This is a genomic window from Paraglaciecola sp. (assembly GCF_039943935.1).
In the GTDB taxonomy this organism is placed as follows: Bacteria; Pseudomonadota; Gammaproteobacteria; order Enterobacterales; family Alteromonadaceae; genus Paraglaciecola.
Window position 1 is genome coordinate 1 of sequence record NZ_JBDUZQ010000004.1, and the last position, 20,805, is coordinate 20,805.

A 20,805-nucleotide genomic window follows, 5' to 3' on the forward strand; every position below is an offset into this window, starting at 1 on the left:
GTAGAGCTTATCAACCCAATCGCGATGGACGAAGGTTTACGCTTCGCAATCCGTGAAGGTGGCCGTACTGTAGGTGCTGGTGTTGTTGCTAAAATCCTTGACTAATATTTAGTTATTGATTGAAAGAAGGTCACTTAGGTGGCCTTTTTTATTGCCTTGAAAACACCCTGTTTATGGTTAGGCGTTATGGGTATATACCTGTGACTATTTTCTGCAATTAAATAGAGCATGAACCACTTGACCTTACTGTTGGTCTAGATGCCGTGGTTAGGGTTTAAGATTATATTTAAACCTAGTTACCACAGGAAAGTCATTTGAAGGGGTTTATTTATCTAAAATTCAGTAAAAATAATAAGTTTCTGTATAGGTAATTGTTTTCAATTACTAAATATTAGATATTATAAAAAACTGACTTATTTTACCCTGTGGTAGCCATTGCCTAGTTTACAACGCCAGTTGGTGACTCTTGAAATGCTCGTTGAAGAATTAACTGATGAGCTCAGATTACTTTTGACTGAAGTAGAGCCTGAAGTTTCATTACACTATTTAGCTTTATTAAAACAATACCTCACTGGATGTAAATTATTAGCCGTAGAAGCTAAGGATCATACAGAGTATGGTTTTAGTGAAATAATCATTAACCAGGGCATATGTACCCATCTAGTGAGTAAAAAGATGTTGTATGTTCAAAACAAATTAATGGCTTATGCTATCGAGTATTACGCTGCTAAAGCAAAATTAGATAGGATTAGAGACCTCGACTTTTCTGAGCAGGCGGATATAAGGTTTGACTTGTTAAATGTCAAAGCGATAAAGCTTAAAGCGCAATTTCGAACAGTTGCTACGGCCATGAGTAAAGCGGATTACAGCATGTTGTTAAATGGAGCGTGTTTACCCGACTTTGATTGGGGCTGGGATAAGCTGTAACTTTCCGAATGTCATGCGCTTCTTGTCGGTAATCATTAAAATAAGTCTAAAGAGTAAAATCCTTAATTAGAAATAGTGAAGCCATTTTGTAGTGTTTAATCGACGAGTTTCGCAGACTGTTTCAACAACAACCCAAGATGCTATATTTGCAAAGGCGTAATTAAGTATTCAGTGACTACATATATGACTACTAGCGGCAACACAAAGCTGAGTGTGTTGATTAGTTAATGAGGCGAATTCAATCTGAACATTAATATTCCGGTTTAACTACATACAGCAGTCTCCATGGGAGTTTAGTTACACTATTCAAGTTGATGTATAACCTCTGAAACTCTTTGGGGTCCATAATAAGTCTGATAAAAGTAAACTAATATTGAATATTCTAAATATCGCACAATCGATCTCTAAAACGCTTATTAACTCATTGGTATTAAACTCAGACGAGCACACTAAAATTGAAATGATAACCATGAGTTGGACATTGAGTCGTAAAGTCACAACTTAACTTAATTGCCCTTTTTCATGAATCAACATGGTATTGCGACGCTAACTGCTTTTAAAAAAATAAAACGCTGGTATTGCTGTAACACCCTTTTCAAGTATATTTTGGTCGTAATCTACTAATATTTTTGGCGTAGGGGCAAATACGTCACCATACGATGGCCCAGATACAATGACTTTTTTGGAAAATTCTTGCTGTATCTCTATAGGTAAGCGACCTGTAAATATTATGGCTTCTGGATCTAAAAGGCTCTGTATTGATTTTAGTGGAAATTTCATTGTTTCAATGCATGCTGTTATCCATGACATAATATTTGTATCTTGCTGATTGAAAGCTGAAACAATTTTTTCATTTGTAACAGGTCCATCCCAAACTTTACTTAGGTGATTATAAAGAGAGCCTTCAGTAGGTCGTGCTGAATTTAAATCACGACTAAATAGGGCTGCTATTTCGCCGGCGTTACCATAAGTTCCATTAACGAGTTCTCCCTCAAATACAAAACCTCCACCTATGTCTAAAGTAAATAAAATCAAGAAAAAACTATGGAGTTTAGCTCCTGCTTTAGATAATGAGAATCCAATTGATGCAGCACAACCATCGTTTTCAACATAGCATGGACATTGATACCTACTAGAAAATGTTTCTTGCCAATTAATTTTCGACCAGCCTTGAGGATCCTGCTGAGAACATATTCGGCCTTCTATATTAGTGAAAAAACCGGATATTGAGATGCCAATCCCTAACACATTGAGGGGTGGAGGTATTTTAGTATATAGCTCATCAAGCATTGCTGTCGCAGATTTCACTGCGATCTCTGCGGTTAGAAATGTACCTTCTTGGCTGAGCCGTATTAGGTTTTCGCCACTTAAATCATCAACTAGTACAACGATTCTATCATGTTCAAATACGACCCCAATACAACCAAAAACTCCGGAAATAATACGTAAATAAATAGCAGGTTGCCCGCGTAACCCAGAAACTTTAGAGGTTTCAGCAATTATATTTAAATCTATTAATTGTTTAGTTAACCGTGTCAGTGTTTGATTTGACAGCCCTGTTGCTTTAGCTATTTCTGCACGGGTAGCTTGATTGTGTCGTTTTAGGTATTCAAGTACTTTTTTATGACTAACGTGTAACCGACCTTTTATTTGTAAAACGGATTCAGATGTTGAATTGCCGGGCACCATATCTCCTTGTTATTTTGATAGGCCAGCTCCGCATCTGTGTGAGGCCAGTAAAAAGTATTATTCTATTCACAATAACATAATAATGTATTAACTACATTGTGATAGTAATTTGTTTTTTGATTTATTATCACCAATTTCTTCAAGATGTTACGAGTAGTAATAAATGGGATGTTTTGAAAATTTTTCGCAAGTGTATACAAAGCAATTGTTAATTATGATGCCACCAACACTTAGCCCATAGTTAATGTTGTCTAACGTCAACTTAATTAGTCATTACTGATTCTCAAAGGGATATAGAGTGACCCCTTGTACTACACGATTTACTTCGCCACTAGGACAAGGATTATCTGGAGTAAAATCTCCATTAATTGATTTAAAGAACGATAGCACCTGACAATAAACAATATAGGGCAATCCAGCCCAAACATCTTCTAGCTCACCAAGGCCTACGAAGGTTTTACTGTTTAAAATCGTTATCGCTTTAGCTTGGTCATCACGTTTTAATTCTGCCAATAAATCTTGATCATATTGCTTGGTATAGCTGTCATTTGAAGCAAGAAAGATAATTTGTGTAGTATTATCTACTAAGGATTTTGGACCATGCCTGAAGCCCAGCGGGCTTTCAAAATAACTAAGCACTTCACCTGCAGTCAATTCCAAAACTTTCAACGCGGCTTCTTTGGCAATGCCTTGTAAGCCTCCAGCTCCTAAAAATACTAAGCGCTGTACATCCAGTGTTGCCAGCTTTTTAACTTCCTCAATACCATTAGCCAAAAAACATTCAGCGGCTAAAGCAGTGCTTTCTAATTGAGTTTCTTGGGGAGCAAAAATACATAATGTGCTAACTAACATTGAGCTGAAGCTACTGGTCATAGCAAAACTTTGATCAAGTGTGCCGTGTGGCATTAACAATGAATATGAATTACCCTGATTTTTGATATTCGTTGCTAGGCGGCCTTCAGGATTACAAGTTAATACTAGATGATAGCATTCATCAACTACTTGGTTTATTAAGTCTACTGCGGCGACACTTTCAGGACTATTGCCAGAACGGCCATATGAAACAACTAATGTAGGTTTATCTTTTAGTAAATAGTAATTAGGGTTACTGACAATATTAGTCGTACTGATCGCTTCAACTTGTCGGCCTAGTGTTGCACTTAAGTGAGGAGCTATTGACTCGCCAACATAAGCGGAAGTGCCGGCGCCCGTTAATATAATACGTAACTTATGATTGGTTAGAATAGGAGCTAACCAACCATTTATTTCAGCACGCTTTGCCTTAATGTGTTGACCAGCTTCACGCCAAACGCGAGGTTGTTGGCAAATTTCTTTTGCTGTCCAATAGCCATTATGCGATTTTAAGGATTTTTCACTATAGGTTAAGTATTTTGACATAGGGTACTCTACTGCTAATAATTAGTTAACGTTATTTCTGCTTCAAATAGACATGTACATAGACTTCGGTAACTTGTAGTGGAAAACCTATACAGTTAAGTTGTTAAACAGTCGAATTAAAATAGATTAAGTTAGGTTAAGTACAAGCTAGGTTATTAAGCGTAAGCATCATGGATGCGATAACAATCAGCAAACATAAATTGAATACTTACACTTAATGATGGGTGAAAATGTACCGAAAACTCTATAGGCCTGCGGTACATTCACCCAAACAACATTGGAATGTTTGGGTGTTAACTAAAAGCTATGGGTAACACCAACATTGATAGTTCTACCCATCAAACGATTATGATACATGTAACCTTCACCGGTTAATTCAACACTATCTTCAGATGTCAGATTTGTCCCATTAATGTAAACTTGGGTACTTTGTGAAATGTTATATAGTAATTTAGCACTTAAGGTTGCTTTACCTTCATTATATCGGTCTCCATTAGCATCGCTCGGATTAAAAACAGTTGGTAAATCTCCTGTTTTATTCCATGACAAACTAGCATCAAAATTTTCATCGGTATAAAGTAACGATATATTAATGATAGAGTCAGGTTGATATAATAAAAAGTCAACTTCACCACGTTCACCTTTAGTATCAAACGATGTATCCATAAAGATCGCATTTGAAGAGATACCAAAGTTGTTATAAGGCTCAGGTAGGTAAGATACAAAACTCAACTCGACTCCCTTAATGGTCGCTTTTGACGCGTTGATAGGCTGAGTGACTTCATCATAGAGAACCCCGTCAATTGTGACATCAGTGAATGTTTCCGTTAATATTTCATCTTCAATATTTTTAGAAAACAGACCAATCGTTGCCATACTATCAGACGAAAAGTACCATTCTAACGATATATCAAGGTTAGTTGATAAACGCGGTTTAAGATCAGGGTTTGAGCGAGTCAGCGTATTTTGCAGACCAATACTTTCTTTTTCTCCTGAAGGTGAAATTTCAGGAAATGCAGGTCGTCCTAATGTCTGACTTGCTGCAAATCGCAAGATTAAATCTTCTTGAATATTGTAATTAGCTAGTAACGAAGGAAGTACAAAATCGTAAGAGCCATTATTTTCACTAGTTTCATAAATACCATTGGCTTCTCTATACCCAGCACCGTCAGTGGTGGTTTTTTCATAACGCAGGCCAAATATTGACTGAATATCTTCTGATTGATACACCCCCTGAACAAATAATGAGGTGACTTTTTCATCAATTGCATAATCAGAACCAAATTTATTCACATCAAGATTTTCGAAGCGAAAAGCGGCTGTGTCGGATAATGATGGGGTGATAATTTTATTGATTTTATTAATATCAGCAAAAAGTGCAGGAAAACCATCACTTGACCCCGGAGGTGATAGATTGCTTGAGTTTTCAGCAAATACATCATTCAAAGTATAACCGGTGCCTTCAACAGTTTCATTTGCAATATCATAATGTGTAGTCCAATCAAAATCATAGCTTCGTTCTGTTGTTCTATATTGAGCACCTGCTTTTAGTCCCCAGCCTTCATCATCAAAATCAGCATTAAACGCAATATCCACTATCGCATCCAGTACTTGTTCTTTTGCTTTCTCTGGGAGCATGTTGCGATACAACAGACTATATTTGCTTGGGTCAAAGTAGCTTTCAGGAGAAGGATTGATAACTTCTATTGAAGGCTCATATATATTGCTACTATCAAAAGAAACATCGGTTATACCGCCTTCTCTCATAAACAAGTAATATTCAGCTTCTCTTGAATTGTTTGCTTCAGAATAGCCAGCTTTTGCATTAACAGTAATATCGTCACTAACAAATTTATTGATGCCAGCTTGGAATAAAGCAAGATCAGCTTTATTAACAAATTCCCCCACTTCAGAAAACGCTGACCTTCCTGTACCAAAAGACACGCTAGAGTCATCAATACGGAGAGTACCAGATTGACCATTTGGTTCTAGGGTCAAACCTTCGGCACTAGAAGGAATCCGAACATCGGTTTTATTATGGTTAATTGTCTGATCAAGATCATTGTAAGCAGTCGTAAACCAAACATAGGTATCCTCATCTGGCGTCCAATCTAGTTTAGCCGACAAACCTATACGCTTGGTGGGGGCAGACTCAGAAAGTATCCGGTGCTCTCGAACAACTCTCACATCATCTTCAGACGGAAAATCAATAGAGCGTGAACGACCGCGAGTTAATTGAGATGGCTTTCCCAGATCTCGTTGGTTATAACTAGCTGAAAGTGCTAAACCTACATTTTTAGTTATTTGACCCGCATATAATGCTTCAAGGCGTAATGGCGCATCGACGCTTTGAACGGAATCGTCCATTTCAGTTTTGCCTGTTTCAGCCGTAACAGTAAATAGTGGCTCCGCAAGGTCTACACCGCTACGAGTAATAAAGTCAATTTGCCCACCGATAGCTCCTGGGTTCATTTCAGGAGTAAACGTTTTTATTACATCGGTACGCCCAGCCAAGTTAACCGGAAAAGCATCAAGGTATACTGCACGGTTCTCAAAGTTAGAGGTGGCTAGAGTTAAGCCATCTAGTAGTGTTATATTTAGATCAGGGCGCACGCCCCTGATTGAAACGAATCGTACCTCTGGGCCACTAGAACCGCCGCTACCGCGCCCACTTAGATCTTCAAATGGGTTTAATCCAGACACTTTAGCAAGTAACTCTGCAGCATTACCTGCCGCTAAACCACCAACTTCGTCTTGGCCAATAGAGTCAACAATTTGTGCTGAGTTCTGTTTTTGAATGATTACATTTCGGCTAACTAATCTCGTACCTGTAATCATTATTTGTTCAAGCTGCTGTTCTTTGTCTTCCTCATCAGCAGCATTTACACTGCTCATTGCTGACATGTTATAAAGCAAACCTAATAAGACTGCTTTAGAAACTTTACTAAACTTTTTTATTGGGTCATTTTTATGTGAATGTTTCATTGTATCCCCTACTTATTCTTATCTCAGTGTGTAACCGTTAGCTTTAGTGCTCGAACATTCCGGTATTAAAATTAAATGATTAAATACCATCGAGGTATTTAACATACGCCTTTGTTTATATTTTGCAATAGTCAAATTTAATTTGAAAATAGTTTTTGATAAAAAACCATCAAAATTAACACAGTTGTAAAAAAGCTCATTATATACAAGTTGTTGATATTTATGGGTATTATTCCTTTTATATCTATGGTAAGAACAAGGGCATAATTACAAAAATCAACCCTGTGAAATAAATATCTGACAACTCTAAACCCTAATTTGAATTAAAAATATAATAGTCTTGCAGTTGAGAAATAAGATACTAAAGAATAATTGTTACATTAGTATTAAAGGAGTATTTCTTGTGAAAAATGATATTATTTGGATTTAAATCAACGGCTTATGTTTTTTTTGGTTTGGTTTTTATGTTAGAGGGAAGATTAAATAAATACCAAGAAGGTAGTTAAGTTGGTTGGTTATAAATTATTAATATATTGACTCTTAGAGATGATTCTTAATATATACTGCCACATAAGTATCGTAGGGTGATTTAATTGTTGGTTTTTATACGCATTTTAAGTATATTAAATACCGAGGTGGTATTCAATTGTGTTTCACTAGCTTTTTTACCAAATGATTTTGGTTGTTTTTTGTGATGTAAGAATACGCTAAATGTGAATTTTATTTCTCTAACTCTCAATAATTTGGTCAATAGATTTCCATGGCCCTAAAAAACTCTATGCTCAACAAAAAGAAATGACTAATGGGCGCTCAAAACAGACGAGGTTAGAATGACACAAAACGATGAACAACAATTCTTTTTAGGCGTTGATGGTGGAGGTTCAAAATGTAAAGCCATTGTTATGTCAATGAATAATAAAATTTTAGGCTCTGGAATTTCAGGGCCAGCCAACCCCAGTAATGGTTTCGAACTCACTGTCAGTTCGATTGTTGAATCGGCTGGTCTAGCGCTGAAAGATGCCGGGTTAGAAAATGTTAAATTGAGTGATCTCGTTGCTGGAGTTGGGCTTGCGGGTATGAATTTACCTTCATTGTTTACTCAAATGTCAGATTGGCAACATCCTTTTAAAGATATGTATTTATCGACAGATTTACTAATAGCTTGTCTGGGCGCTCACCAAGGTAAAGACGGAGCTGTGATTATCATAGGAACAGGTTCGTGTGGTTTCTCACATGTAAACAACCAACAATTTATAGTTGGGGGGCACGGTTTTCCGCAAGGAGACAAAGGTGCTGGAGCATGGTTTGGGTTAGAGGCAGTAAAGCATGTTTTACTCTCCCTTGACGGTATCATTGGCACTTCAAGCATGAACATTCCGCTTCTTAAGTGCTTGAAAGTATCAAACTCAGTAGAGTTGATTGAGGTAACAGCAGGCAAACCGGCATCGTTTTATGCACAACTAGCAAACATCGTGTTTACTGCTACTGATAATGGCGATGAGATTGCGATGAAGCTAGTTAAAGATGGAGCCAAATATATTAGTGATGTAGCAAGACTTTTAGTTCAAAGAAATACCATGCCTATGTCACTTGTAGGTGGTATAGCTCCCCTCTTATTTTCTTGGTTAGATGCTGATATTCAAGAGCAACTATCTAAACCTTTAGCCTCTCCTGAAGAGGGGGCAGTATTTTTTGCTAAACAACAATCGACATTGTTGTCGCAACAGTGTTAATAAATTTAAATTGGTCAAAGTAGGTTTTACATGACACAAACTATTATGGAAATAGAGGCAAGGCAAGCCCCTTTAATTATACAAAATCAGCTTAGGGCTAACCAAGTTCAAGTACAAAGAATTGGAAATAAGCTGCGTGACATCAAGCCCACAATGGTGATGATAGTCGGCAGAGGTTCATCAGATCATGCTGGGGTCTTTGGCAAATATTTAATCGAAATTGAAGCTGGTATCCCTGCATTTTCTGCTGCACCTTCAGTAACAAGCGTTTATGGAAAACAGCTAAAATTAGAACATGCATTAGTCATTGTTATTTCTCAATCGGGACGAAGCCCGGATATTCTTGCTCAAGCTAAAATGGCAAAATCTGCTGGTGCTTATTGTATTGCGCTGGTAAATGATGAGACTTCGCCATTAAAAGATATTGTTGATGACATCTTACCACTTAAAGCTAGTGAAGAGCGTTCAGTTGCGGCCACTAAAAGTTATTTAGCTACACTATCTGCATTACTGCAACTCACCGCATACTGGACACATAATCAGGTATTGATATCTGCTTTGGAACGCTTACCTCAATCTATGCAAGATATTATTGATTCTCCAGCTCAATTAACACCACAATCTATTGATGGTGTCATGAATATGGTTGTTCTTGGTCGAGGCTTAGGTTTCGCTGTTGCGAAGGAAATGGCGCTTAAACTTAAAGAGGTTAGTAGCATTCACGCGGAAGCGTTTAGTAGTGCGGAGTTTTTACATGGTCCAGTTACGTTGGTTGAACAAGGGTTAGCTATTTTAAACAGTGCTGTTGATGATGAAAGTGCTGACTCACATCAGAAACAAATAGATGAAGTGGAGCAACGAGGCGCTCTTTTAATTCATTTACGTCAAACTGAAATTGATATTCACCCTCGTTTAGCATCTTTATTAGTACTTCAACGCTTTTATCTTGATGTTGCTGACGTTGCAGTTTCACGAGGTTTTAACCCTGATGAGCCAAAAGGCCTTAAAAAAGTAACTAGGACAATATAGTAGAGAAGTTTTAGAAACATAAAAATAATAGCGTTAAGCAGTACTTACCTAAAGTGGAGTGTAAAAAATGTCAATGACGGCTGAAAACAAACACAGTAGTGTTTTGCCTATGGTGATAGTAGGAATATTGTTTTTTATATTTGGTTTTGTAACTTGGTTAAATGGTTCCTTAATTCCATTCTTGAAAGTTATCTGTGAACTGAATGAATTTCAGGCGTTATTTGTTACCTTTGCTTTTTACATCGCTTACACCTTCATGGCCCTACCAATGTCTTATGTGCTGCATAAAACAGGTTATAAGAATGGCATGGCTCTAGGGCTTGCTATTATGGCTGTAGGGGCTTTGCTACACATCCCTGCTGCTTTAACTGCTAACTTTTTGTTTTTTCTTGTTGGTCTTTTTGTTTTAGCTACGGGGTTAACAATACTACAGACTGCATCTAACCCTTATATTGTGCATATTGGGCCGAAAGAAAGTGCTGCTATGCGTATTAGTATTATGGGTGTTATTAATAAAAGTGCGGGGGTGCTGGTACCTATTGTTTTTACTGTTGTAATTTTATCCGGTATGGGGGATATCTCAGAAGAGCATTTAGCAAGTTTGAATGAATTACAGCGCAGTCAGTTATTGTCAGATTTATCTTTACGCTTAATTCAACCTTATATCATTATGTTCGCAGCTTTATTGTTACTTATAGGTTTGGTGAAGTTCTCTGCATTACCAGAGTTAGATTTTGATGATGGTGATATAGATTTAATTAATGACACAAAAACAAGTATTACTCAGTATCCTCAAGTTATTTTAGGGGCAATCGCATTATTTGCATATGTCGGTGTTGAAGTGATTGCTGGTGATACTATTGGCTTATACGGCTCATCACTTAATGTTGACAATTTTGCAGGACTCACTTCTTATACGATGGTATTTATGGTTCTCGGTTACCTCGTTGGCATTGTGTGTATTCCTCGATACATTTCACAAAAAACTGCACTGATTGGCTCTGCGATAGCGGGGAGTTTTTGTATATTAGGTGTTATGTTCTCATCAACAACGTCTACTTCGATTGCTGATATCATTTGGGGATGGTCAGGCATTCCTGTATTACCTAATTCAATAACCTTTGTTGCTTTAATGGGGCTTGCTCATGCCCTTGTGTGGCCATCAGTTTGGCCCCTTGCTCTTGAAGGTATTGGGAAGTTCACAGCCCAAGGTTCAGCTTTGTTGATTATGGGCATATCAGGTGGTGCTATTTTACCATTACTTTTTGGTAAATTATCTCAGACATTAGGTGATACACAATTTTCTTATATCGTTGGATTACCCTGTTATTTATTTATACTCTTTTATGCTTTAGTTGGTCATAAAATGAAAACATGGACCTTAAAATAAGGCCTTCTCTCGTCACGTATATTTGTTTTGCGGCACTAATATGTATGACAGTTAAATTGTTTGAAGTAACTGCATTTCTGTTCAGAAAATTACACCGTACAATTTACTATATTGGATAATCAATGAAAAAATCTATATTGGCCGTTGTCTCCGTTTTAAGTGTTAGCTCATGTAGTACACATACATTAATAGATGATGGAATACCGAGTAATACACTGCCTAAAAATGTGATTATGGTTATAGGTGATGGTATGGGGCCTGCTTATACAAGTGCTTATCGTTATTATCACGATAACCCAATCACTCAAGAGGTTGAAGAGACAGTATTCGATCGTCATCTACTTGGTTTAAGCAGTACTTACCCCGCCGCTGAGTCTGGCTATGTTACAGACTCAGCGGCTGGTGCTACTGGCTTATCGTCTGGCGTTAAGAGCTATAATGGCGCCGTTGGTGTCGATGTGAATAAAAAAGCGGTTCAAACAGTTTTAGAATTTGCCAAAACTCAAGGTAAAAAAACGGGGGTGGTCGTGACTAGCCGAATTAATCATGCCACACCAGCAAGCTATTTATCTCATAATGAGAGTAGACAAAATTACAACGAAATCGCCGATAGTTATTATGATGAAAAAATCAATGGCCATTTTAAAATGGACGTTATGTTTGGAGGTGGTTGGAAGCATTTCTTACGAGATGACCGAAACCTTGTAGAAGAGTTCAAACATTCAGGCTTTCAGTACATCGATAAGTATGAACAGTTAGATACAATAATACCTAACCAACCTGCATTAGGATTGTTTTCTGATGGTGGTTTACCTTGGGCACTAGATGATTCTATCCCACATCGCTTATCCGTCATGACCAAAGCTGCCACTAAAAATTTAGAAAATAAACAAGGTTTCTTCTTGTTAATTGAAGGAAGCCAAATTGATTGGGGAGGGCACAATAACGACATAGCAGCTGCAATGGGAGAAATGGATGATTTAGCAAAAACGCTAGAATACCTTGAAGCGTATGTGGCTAAAAATCCTAACACATTAGTCGTTGTCACAGCTGATCACAGCACCGGAGGATTGAGTGTTGCCGCAAACGGCATTTATAAATGGAAGCCAGAATCTTTAAGATCATTTCAATACTCACCTCATACGATTGCTAACCGATTAACTAATGAGGATATAACAGCTAAGTTTGCCAATTTTTTGTTTAATTTTGATTTAACGGGAGAAGAATTAGAGATGCTTATTACAGTCAAGCATGGAACGCAAAATGCCCTACCGGAAAAAGAAGCTATTGGTAATCCTTATCAAATTAAAAATGTCAGCAATGTTAATCAGGCAATGTATAAAGCAGTAAAATATCTCATAGACCAAAAAACTAATACTGGATGGACTTCCTCCGCTCATACAGCGATAGACGTCCCAGTATTTTCATTTGGATCGCATAGTCATGAATTTATTGGTCTTAACGATAATACAAAAATAGCCAAAAAAATATTCACACTTCTAGGTCGAAAATAACATCAATATAGGGATTTACTAATAAAAAGTCACATTCAGGAAAATTATTAGACTGCTAATTATCTATTAAATACAGTGGGGTGGTTAGGCTATTTGTTTTACTTTAGGTGAAAGACAGTAATAGCAAATTGAGTTTATCTGCTATTACTGTTGGCTGTCTTGTTGAGTGTATTTATCTCATGAAGAAAGTATGTGGCAATCTAGTATTCCATTAAGAGGTGCCCACATACTCGTTCATTTATCCTGTATTTCTCATGCCTACTGCAATACCTGCAATAGTTACCATCATGGCACGCTCTAAAGTAGCGTCGTGCTCTTCATCATCTAGTAACCTTATACGCTTCAATAATTCAATCTGTAAATAATGTAATGGTTGCAAATAGCTAGCTCGTATATTCATCGACAGTGTACCTTTAGGATCACTTTCCATGACAGTGTTTTGGTCTAAAAGCTCTAGCAACAAATCAATACTCAGCTGAAGTTCAGAGCGTAATGCATCACCAAAGTGTCGAAGCTTTTCTGGCACTAAGTTGTCATCGTATTCTTTGCTGATTTTAGGGGCCGCTTTGGCAAACACCATATCTAACATAGACAACCTAGAATAGAAAAACGGCCAGTTGTCTAGCATGTCTTTTATTGTGTCACCTTTACCTGCATCTAAAGACGTTTGTACTGCCTTCATTGTTCCTAACCAAGAGGGTAAAACCATACGAGTTTGTGCCCACGCAAATATCCACGGGATGGCACGGAGACTCTCAATGCCACCAGTAGGTTTACGCTTAGCGGGCCTACTACCTAATGGTAATTTACCCAACTCTTGCTCGGGCGTCGCCACGCGGAAGTAAGGCACAAAGTTTTCATCATGTCTTACAATTTGACGGTAGTTGTCACGGCCATCAGCAGCCATTTTGGTAATGGCTTCTCGCCATTCTTGTTCCGGTGCCGGAGGGGGGAGTATTAAGGCTTCTAATATTGCGCTCGCGTATAGTGCTAAACTGCGTTGGGCTAATATAGGCATGCCAAATTTATAGCGAATAGTTTCGCCTTGCTCCGTTACCCTAAAGCCACCTGTTAATGACCCAGGCGGTTGTGACAGAATAGCAGCATGGGCTGGAAGTCCGCCACGGCCAATGGTACCGCCACGCCCGTGGAATAAGGTTAATTCGATGTCGTTTTCTTCTGCTAAAGCAACAAGTGCTTCTTGAGATTCATATTGTGCCCAACCTGCTGCCATTGCACCCGCATCTTTAGCTGAATCAGAATACCCAATCATGATGTGTTGTTTACCCTGAATATATCCACGGTACCAATCAATAGAGAACAGCTTTTTAGTTACGCTAGCTGCGGCATTTAGATCGTCTAGGGTTTCAAATAGAGGGGCAACAGGCATAGGCCAATTCACGCCTAGTTCTTTAAGTAATAAGTTTACGCTAAGTACATCTGAAGGAAGGCTAGCCATAGATATAATGTAAATACCAAAGCCGTCTTTACCGTTTTCAGAGATCACTTTACAGGTATCGATTACTTCTTGGACGTCTTCGCTAGGTTGCCATGTAGATGGGAAAAGTGGGCGTTTAGAGCCAAGTTCTTTAAGTAAGAAAGCTTGTTTGTCTTCTTCACTCCACTGGCCATAATCACCTAGGCCTAAATAGCGAGTAAGTTCAGAAAATACATCTGAGTGTCTTTCTGAGTCTTGACGAACATCTAGTTTCAATAAATGTACACCAAAACAATGTACTCGACGTATGGTGTCTTGCAAATGCCCTTGTGCAATAACTGTCATGCCACAAGCCTGTAAAGACTCGTAGCAGGCCATTAATGGTGTCAGTAATTCATCTTTATCGGCAATCCACTCACTTGCATCAACTGTGTCACCTTTAAGCTTTTCTGTAATACCTTCTTTGGTGTTTATAAGCTTATCTAATAGCGGTCGTAACACAGCACGATAAGGTTCAAGAACGTCTCCAACTTGCGCTCTAAGTGTGTCATCACAGTCGCTCATAGATAATTCAACTTGTAAAAAGTCTATATCTTTGGCAAAGAGTTTTGCAGCACGCTTACGAGCTAAAAGTAAAACTTGTTCTGTTACCTTTGAAGTAACAAAAGGGTTACCGTCTCTATCGCCTCCCATCCATGAACCAAACTTAACTGGTGACACATCAAGAGGAATAGATAAATCAAATTTATCTACAAAGCGTTTATCTAATTCACGGATGAAATCTGGTACTGCTTCCCATAATGAGTTTTCAATAACAGAAAACCCCCAGCGTGCTTCGTCAACGGGTGTTGGACGAATAGTTCGGATTTCTTCAGTGTGCCACGCTTGGCTAATTAGGTCTGCAATACGGGTTTCAATTTTGTTTCTATGGGTTTCAGTGATCTCACTTTCATGCACTTTACTAAGGCATTTAGCAAGTTCGCTGTGTTTATGGATTAGTGTTCTACGGGTCACTTCTGTGGGGTGAGCGGTTAATACCAATTCTATATTTAGATGGTCTAAGGCTTTTTCAAATGTCTCAGCCTGTATACCTGCGTCATCTAAGTGGCTAAACAATGTATCAATGGGGTCGTCTTGATCATTGGTACTATTGAATTCTTGCTCTGCAATATTGGCTAAATTTAAAAACTGGGAGAATGCTCTTCCAACAGTGAGTAGTTCATCATTCTTAAGTTCAGTAAAAAGTTGTTTTACGCGTTTGGCTGCATCTTCATCGCCTTGGTGAGCTTTTCGCCCATCTTTTCTGACGGCTTCTATTCTTTCTAACCAATGTTCGCCAAGCTGTTCACGAATGGTGTCGCCCAACACAGCTCCTAAATTTCGAACTGTTCCTGTTAATTGAGAATCTAAAACTTGTGACACATTCGTCTCCATTACTAATTAATAAGCAATTTATACGATACTGACATGTAAACTATTTGTCTAAGCAATTACGCTCTAAAATATACTTTTTAGTGACGTTTACCGATATACTCCTGTTTTTTAGTAAAGTGCCTTTCACTCAATCTCAAATAGTTGAGTGAGGCTAGTTAGGAGTTATAGTGTCAGATAAATTTTCTACAGTAGAAACACAAGCGAGTTACGGAATTGGTTTACAAATGGGCGAGCAACTAGCTGCCAACCCTTTTGAAGGTTTAGATATCTCAGCTGTACAAGCTGGTTTAGCCGATGCTTTTGAGAAAAAAGCCGCGCAAGTTGATAATGACACCTTACGTGTTGCTTTCAATGAAATTCATGAGCGTATGCAAGCAGCTAAAGCAGAGCAATTTGCTGGAGTAATTGCTGAAGGTGAAGCATACCTAGCAGAAAACGCTAAGCGTGAAGAAGTAACGGTAACAGACAGTGGTTTGCAATATGAAGTAATCACTCAGGGTGAAGGCGATGTACCAGCATTAACTTCTACAGTGCGCACTCATTATCACGGTACACTTTTAGACGGCACTGTTTTCGATAGTTCTTACGACCGTGGTGAGCCAGCTGAATTCCCAGTAAATGGTGTAATTAAAGGTTGGACTGAAGCCCTTCAGTTTATGAAAGTGGGCACTAAATTGAAGTTGCATGTCCCTGCTGAACTAGCCTATGGCGAACAAGGCGCTGGTGGAGCAATTGGTCCACACTGTACCTTAGTGTTTGATGTTGAGCTATTAGATATAGTTGCATAGTTTTAATAATTTAAAACTTGTACTAAAAAAGGTCGGTTATCCGGCCTTTTTTTGTGCTTTTTATTTGTAATTTTACAATCTGTTAAAAGAACTTTTTTGTAAATTCTGGTAACCTGCGCGTCTTTATTTTTATAACCCTGATAATGGAAAGTAAGATGTTTAATTTGATTACCAGTAAAGACGGTACTGTGAAAAATGACGTGTTGTCAGGGATCACCGTTGCCTTAGCTTTGGTTCCAGAGGCGGTTGCCTTTGCTTTTGTTGCTGGTGTTGAGCCAATGGTAGGTCTATACGCCGCGTTTATGATGGGATTAATAACATCTATCGCTGGTGGTAGGCCCGGAATGATTTCAGGTGCCACTGGTGCGACAGCCGTTGTCATGGTTGCATTGGTTGCGCAATATGGCATTCAATATTTGTTTGCAGCGGTATTGCTGGCTGGTTTATTACAGATGGTTGCAGGTATATGTAAATTAGGAAAATTCATCCGCTTAGTCCCTTATCCTGTGATGCTGGGGTTTGTGAATGGGCTGGCAATTGTTATATTTCTTGCCCAGCTAGGCCAGTTTAAAGTTTTAGATGCGCTAGGAAATGCAGTATGGATGCAAGGTGAAGCCCTTTACATTATGGTAGGGTTAGTTTTATTAACTATGGCGGTTATTTTCTTTTTGCCAAAGTTAACCACTGCAGTGCCTGCATCACTTGTGGCTATTGTTGGCGTGACTGTACTAGTACATGTTTTAGATTTAGAAGCCAGAACCGTAATCGATTTCGTGCGCGATATGTTGCCAGAAGATCAAAAAGCAGGGGCTACATTAGCGGGTGAGCTACCAACGTTTGCTATTCCTATGGTGCCTTTCACCTTTGAAACTTTATACATTATTTTACCTACAGCAGTGATCATAGCCTTAATCGGCTTAATAGAATCTTTACTGACTTTATCTTTGATTGACGAAATGACGAATACCCGTGGTCAAGGTAATAGGGAGTGTATGGGCCAAGGCTTAGCGAATACAGTGAATGGATTCTTTGGCGGAATGGGCGGTTGTGCCATGATTGGTCAAAGTATGATTAACATTAACTCAGGTGGTCGCGGTCGATTATCAGGCATTACTGCAGCTGTTGTGTTACTTGGTTTTATCTTATTTGCAGCCCCATTAATTGAAATGATCCCATTAGCGGCTTTAGTTGGCGTGATGTTTATCGTAGTGATAGGCACATTTGAATGGGCTTCTTTTAAAATTATTCGAGGTGTTAATAAGGAAGATGCGTTTGTGTTGTTTTTAGTAACAGCAGTAACCGTTATTGCTGATTTAGCTATTGCTGTTATCGTCGGGGTGATTGTGTCGGCATTAGTGTTTGCTTGGAAACACGCTACCCACATTAATGCCCGTACTCACAATGATGAAGATGGTTGGAAGGTTTATGAATTAGATGGGCCGTTATTCTTTGGTTCAGCTTTACATTTCAAAGAGTTATTTGACCCTCAAAACGACCCTCAAGATGTAGTCATAGATTTCAAAGAGTCAAGAGTATGGGATTCTTCAGGGGTCGATGCCATTGATAGCTTAGCTGATAAATATCAAGAGCAAGGCAAAAAGCTACACATTAGGCATATCAGTGCAGAGTGTCGTCAGTTGATGACCAAAGCTCAACAATATGTCGAGATGAACTTGAATGAAGATCCTCGCTATCATGTTGCTTCTAATAAGTTAGGTTAAGTCGTTATGCAGATAAGCCTAGTTAAATCTGGGCTTTTGTTTTGAAGTTTAAATTAACCTATGATTAGGAATGTGTATATAAAACCAGGCGGTTAGCTAAATTAAGGAAGAGTGAGTGTATAACTGCAATGTATTAATTATAGATGACGACACTGTCACATTAGAGTTGATTCAGATTATTTTAGAAGAGCTAATATCAGGAAAGATAATTAGTTATTCGAATAGCACAGAAGCGTTAGCTTTCATTAAAAGTAACAGTATAGCTAGCGTATCGTTAGTTATCTGTGATTGGGTAATGCCTGAAGTTAGTGGTTTAGATATTTTGTCTGCCCTGCGAAAAGAGAGTGCTAATTGTCCTTTTCTGATGCTTACAGGCAAAGCCACAGCAGGTTTAGTCGTAAATTCTATGCGTTTAGGGGCTTCAGACTTTGTTGCTAAACCTTTCCGTAGCAATGACTTTATTTCAAAAGTCGAACGTCTAATTCGTGATGCAGAAATGTAATAAATTTAAGTACATACCTCTGCACTAATATTACTAATAACTACTAAGTGACAAACTCAATGCACCAATTTGATAAAATTATTGATAGATCTCCTAGCTATGCCTACAAATGGGAAAAGTACAAAGGCCGAGATATCTTACCTATGTGGATCGCAGACACTGAATTCAGATGCGCCCCTGCTATTCTTAAAACGTTAAAAGAACGTACAGAACACGGCTTAATGGGCTACACATTACCTGCACACCATGCTCCTGCTAATCAGGCAGTAGTTGAGTGGTTGGCTAAGCAATATGATTGGGCTATTTCACCAGAGTGGATAGTGTGGACGCCAGGCGTAGTGCCTGCTTTTAATGTTGTCTGCAAGGCTTTTTGTAAGCCGGGAAATAAGGTTATGGTGCAAACTCCCAATTACCCGCCATTAATAGCCGCACCAAAGCTAAATGGCCTAGAAAGAGTTGATATTAGTACGGTTGCCATAGACGGTCGCTGGACTATTGACTTTGAAGATCTTGAAAAACAAGCTGCCGATCCTAAATGTAAGCTGTTTATTGTGTGCAACCCAATGAACCCTGTTGGTACAGTTTTATCACTAGAAGAGTTGCAGCGTGTTAGTGACATTTGTGTTCAAAATAATGTGATGCTTTGTTCTGATGAAATTCACTGTGACATAATTCTTGATGAGCATGCCAAGCATATTCCAGCAGGAAAGCTAGAAGCGTTTAAAGGCAAAGCGATTACATTAATGGCCGCTAGTAAAACCTTCAACGTTGCAGGGTTAGGGACGTCATTTGCCATTATTGAAGATGCCAAAACAAGAAAAAGTTTTAGTCAAGCTGCACAAGGTCTTGTGCCTTGGGTCAATGTAATGGGCCTTAGTGCAACTCAGGCTGCCTTCACAGAATGTGAAGATTGGCGACAAGATTTACTGACGTATTTGCGTGGTAACAGAGATTACTTAGCCGCTGAAATTGAAAAAATAGATGGCCTGAAACTACTCACTCCTCAAGCTACGTTTTTAGCTTGGATAGATGCTAGTGGGCTCGGGGTAGATAACCCTCAAAAGTACTTCGAAGATAAAGGTATTGGTCCGTCACCAGGTATTGATTTTGGTGATAAGAACTATGTGCGTATTAACTTTGGTTGCCCCCGTGAGCAACTAGAAAAAGCCATTGCACTGTTAACTTGTTAAGGTTTAGATAGATTTAAAAAAGGCTTAACCGTAAGGTTAAGCCTTTTTTGTTTAAGCGCTAATAGGGCAGACTAAAAGCTGTATTTAGCACCTAGGGGTAAGCAAAAGGCTTGCAATCCGAGACCATGGTATGACCTTCTGAGTAGACATCAGTAGCGGCTGTTAAAAATAATAATAACACCACAACCAAATAATAATGTAGATGTACCATGGAGCACATAGGCTTGGGTAGCCTTACTGACTTCATTAGCCGTGACATCACCTTTGTTACTAATCACGTTACTAAGGTGAACGTAATTAAAACTCGGAATTTTTGATACAAGTTGTTTTTAAGGTGTTGAGTCGTTGATTTACCGTTGCACTCGCGGCATGCTTCTGGTTTATTGTGGGTATGATTTTATGAGAACTAGTAATGTATGTTTAAAAATACATCAGGTGTAGAAACCAGGCTCAGGGCGCTATGTGCATCACCAGAGTTGAATGATGCGGTTCATCCTTTTGAATTTATTCAAGGGGCTGTATTCGCAGCAGCAGCAGCACCAGAAATCCCCATGCCAGAAATTTGGTTACCTTGGGTTATCAAAAAAAGCAATCAACTGAGCAGTACACAACAGGCGGATGAATTAACTGATTTATTGATGGCACTGCTACAAAATCAGCTAAAAAACATGAGTGATGAAATTATTCAATTACCTGCTGGTATTGGAGTTAGGCGTAGTTCAGAACAAAAATATTTAGCATTGTGGTGCCAAGGAATGTTGTTAGGTCATAGCCAACTTGAGGCGGTTTGGCAGCATGCATGGGATAAAATGCAAGTGAGTAAAATAGAAGAAATGCAGACGCTGCAAAAAGACTTAAGTCATTGTTTGTATATGTTTACCACTTTTGCAGATATGCCTTTAGCGGTTGCTCAAGCTAAGCAACGGGGTAATGATTCTCTTGAGAATATGTTACCTAAAATTTTTCAATCTTTTGGAGAATCTATGAAAATCTATGTAGGATTGTCAGGCAGACTAGTGGACTTTTTACCTAATCAATTTGAAACCTTTGAACAACATTAATCAGAG

At 38.6% G+C, this 20,805-nt stretch carries 15 protein-coding genes; 11 read left to right on the forward strand and 4 right to left on the reverse strand.

Annotated elements, in window-relative coordinates:
* Together ABJD71_RS01980 and ABJD71_RS01985 are read left to right on the forward strand one after the other, a co-directional pair.
* Positions 1-105, forward strand: a 105-nt coding sequence (locus tag ABJD71_RS01980; RefSeq protein ID WP_348164379.1) for a hypothetical protein, incomplete at its 5' end; no start/stop codon positions are given.
* A gap of 330 nt (positions 106-435) precedes the next feature.
* Positions 436-927, forward strand: a complete 492-nt coding sequence (locus tag ABJD71_RS01985) for a hypothetical protein (RefSeq protein ID WP_348163741.1) — start codon at positions 436-438, stop codon at positions 925-927.
* A gap of 546 nt (positions 928-1,473) precedes the next feature.
* On the opposite strand, the gene ABJD71_RS01990 is transcribed toward ABJD71_RS01985, so the two are convergent.
* From ABJD71_RS01990 to ABJD71_RS02000, 3 genes are all read right to left on the reverse strand, one after another.
* Positions 1,474-2,613 (reverse strand): ROK family transcriptional regulator, encoded by a 1,140-nt coding sequence (locus ABJD71_RS01990; RefSeq protein WP_348163744.1) that lies wholly within the window; start codon positions 2,611-2,613, stop codon positions 1,474-1,476.
* Positions 2,614-2,889: 276 nt separating this feature from the next.
* Positions 2,890-4,014: an SIS domain-containing protein gene (locus ABJD71_RS01995; protein WP_348163747.1), complete on the reverse strand. Its 1,125-nt coding sequence runs from the start codon at positions 4,012-4,014 to the stop codon at positions 2,890-2,892.
* A gap of 297 nt (positions 4,015-4,311) precedes the next feature.
* Complete coding sequence (locus tag ABJD71_RS02000; protein WP_348163750.1) at positions 4,312-6,999, reverse strand: TonB-dependent receptor; 2,688 nt, start codon at positions 6,997-6,999, stop codon at positions 4,312-4,314.
* Positions 7,000-7,829: 830 nt separating this feature from the next.
* Between ABJD71_RS02000 and ABJD71_RS02005 the strand changes: the two genes are divergently transcribed.
* The 4 genes from ABJD71_RS02005 to ABJD71_RS02020 all read left to right on the forward strand — a co-directional run bounded on the left by ABJD71_RS02005 (position 7,830) and on the right by ABJD71_RS02020 (position 12,665).
* Positions 7,830-8,732, forward strand: a complete 903-nt coding sequence (locus tag ABJD71_RS02005; protein WP_348163753.1) for a BadF/BadG/BcrA/BcrD ATPase family protein — start codon at positions 7,830-7,832, stop codon at positions 8,730-8,732.
* 30 nt (positions 8,733-8,762) lie between these two features.
* Complete coding sequence (locus ABJD71_RS02010) at positions 8,763-9,761, forward strand: SIS domain-containing protein (RefSeq protein WP_348163756.1); 999 nt, start codon at positions 8,763-8,765, stop codon at positions 9,759-9,761.
* Positions 9,762-9,828: 67 nt separating this feature from the next.
* Complete coding sequence (locus ABJD71_RS02015; RefSeq protein WP_348163759.1) at positions 9,829-11,151, forward strand: sugar MFS transporter; 1,323 nt, start codon at positions 9,829-9,831, stop codon at positions 11,149-11,151.
* Between the two features lie 122 nt (positions 11,152-11,273).
* Positions 11,274-12,665 (forward strand): alkaline phosphatase, encoded by a 1,392-nt coding sequence (locus tag ABJD71_RS02020; RefSeq protein ID WP_348163762.1) that lies wholly within the window; start codon positions 11,274-11,276, stop codon positions 12,663-12,665.
* Positions 12,666-12,903: 238 nt separating this feature from the next.
* Here ABJD71_RS02020 and ppc read toward each other — a convergent pair whose 3' ends face one another.
* Positions 12,904-15,525 (reverse strand): phosphoenolpyruvate carboxylase, encoded by a 2,622-nt coding sequence (gene ppc / locus ABJD71_RS02025; protein WP_348163765.1) that lies wholly within the window; start codon positions 15,523-15,525, stop codon positions 12,904-12,906.
* A 179-nt stretch (positions 15,526-15,704) separates the two neighbouring features.
* Between ppc and ABJD71_RS02030 the strand changes: the two genes are divergently transcribed.
* The 5 genes from ABJD71_RS02030 (at position 15,705) to ABJD71_RS02050 (ending at position 20,799) form a co-directional block, all read left to right on the forward strand.
* The gene (locus ABJD71_RS02030; RefSeq protein WP_348163768.1) at positions 15,705-16,325 is read left to right on the forward strand and encodes an FKBP-type peptidyl-prolyl cis-trans isomerase; all 621 of its coding nucleotides are present in this window, start codon (positions 15,705-15,707) and stop codon (positions 16,323-16,325) included.
* Positions 16,326-16,480: 155 nt separating this feature from the next.
* Complete coding sequence (locus ABJD71_RS02035) at positions 16,481-18,046, forward strand: SulP family inorganic anion transporter (protein WP_348163771.1); 1,566 nt, start codon at positions 16,481-16,483, stop codon at positions 18,044-18,046.
* Positions 18,047-18,161: 115 nt separating this feature from the next.
* Complete coding sequence (locus ABJD71_RS02040) at positions 18,162-18,548, forward strand: response regulator (RefSeq protein ID WP_348163774.1); 387 nt, start codon at positions 18,162-18,164, stop codon at positions 18,546-18,548.
* Between the two features lie 59 nt (positions 18,549-18,607).
* On the forward strand, positions 18,608-19,738 hold the full coding sequence (locus ABJD71_RS02045) for a PatB family C-S lyase (protein ID WP_348163777.1): 1,131 nt from the start codon (positions 18,608-18,610) through the stop codon (positions 19,736-19,738).
* A gap of 416 nt (positions 19,739-20,154) precedes the next feature.
* Positions 20,155-20,799, forward strand: a complete 645-nt coding sequence (locus ABJD71_RS02050) for a UPF0149 family protein (RefSeq protein WP_348163780.1) — start codon at positions 20,155-20,157, stop codon at positions 20,797-20,799.
* Positions 20,800-20,805 lie beyond the last annotated feature (6 nt).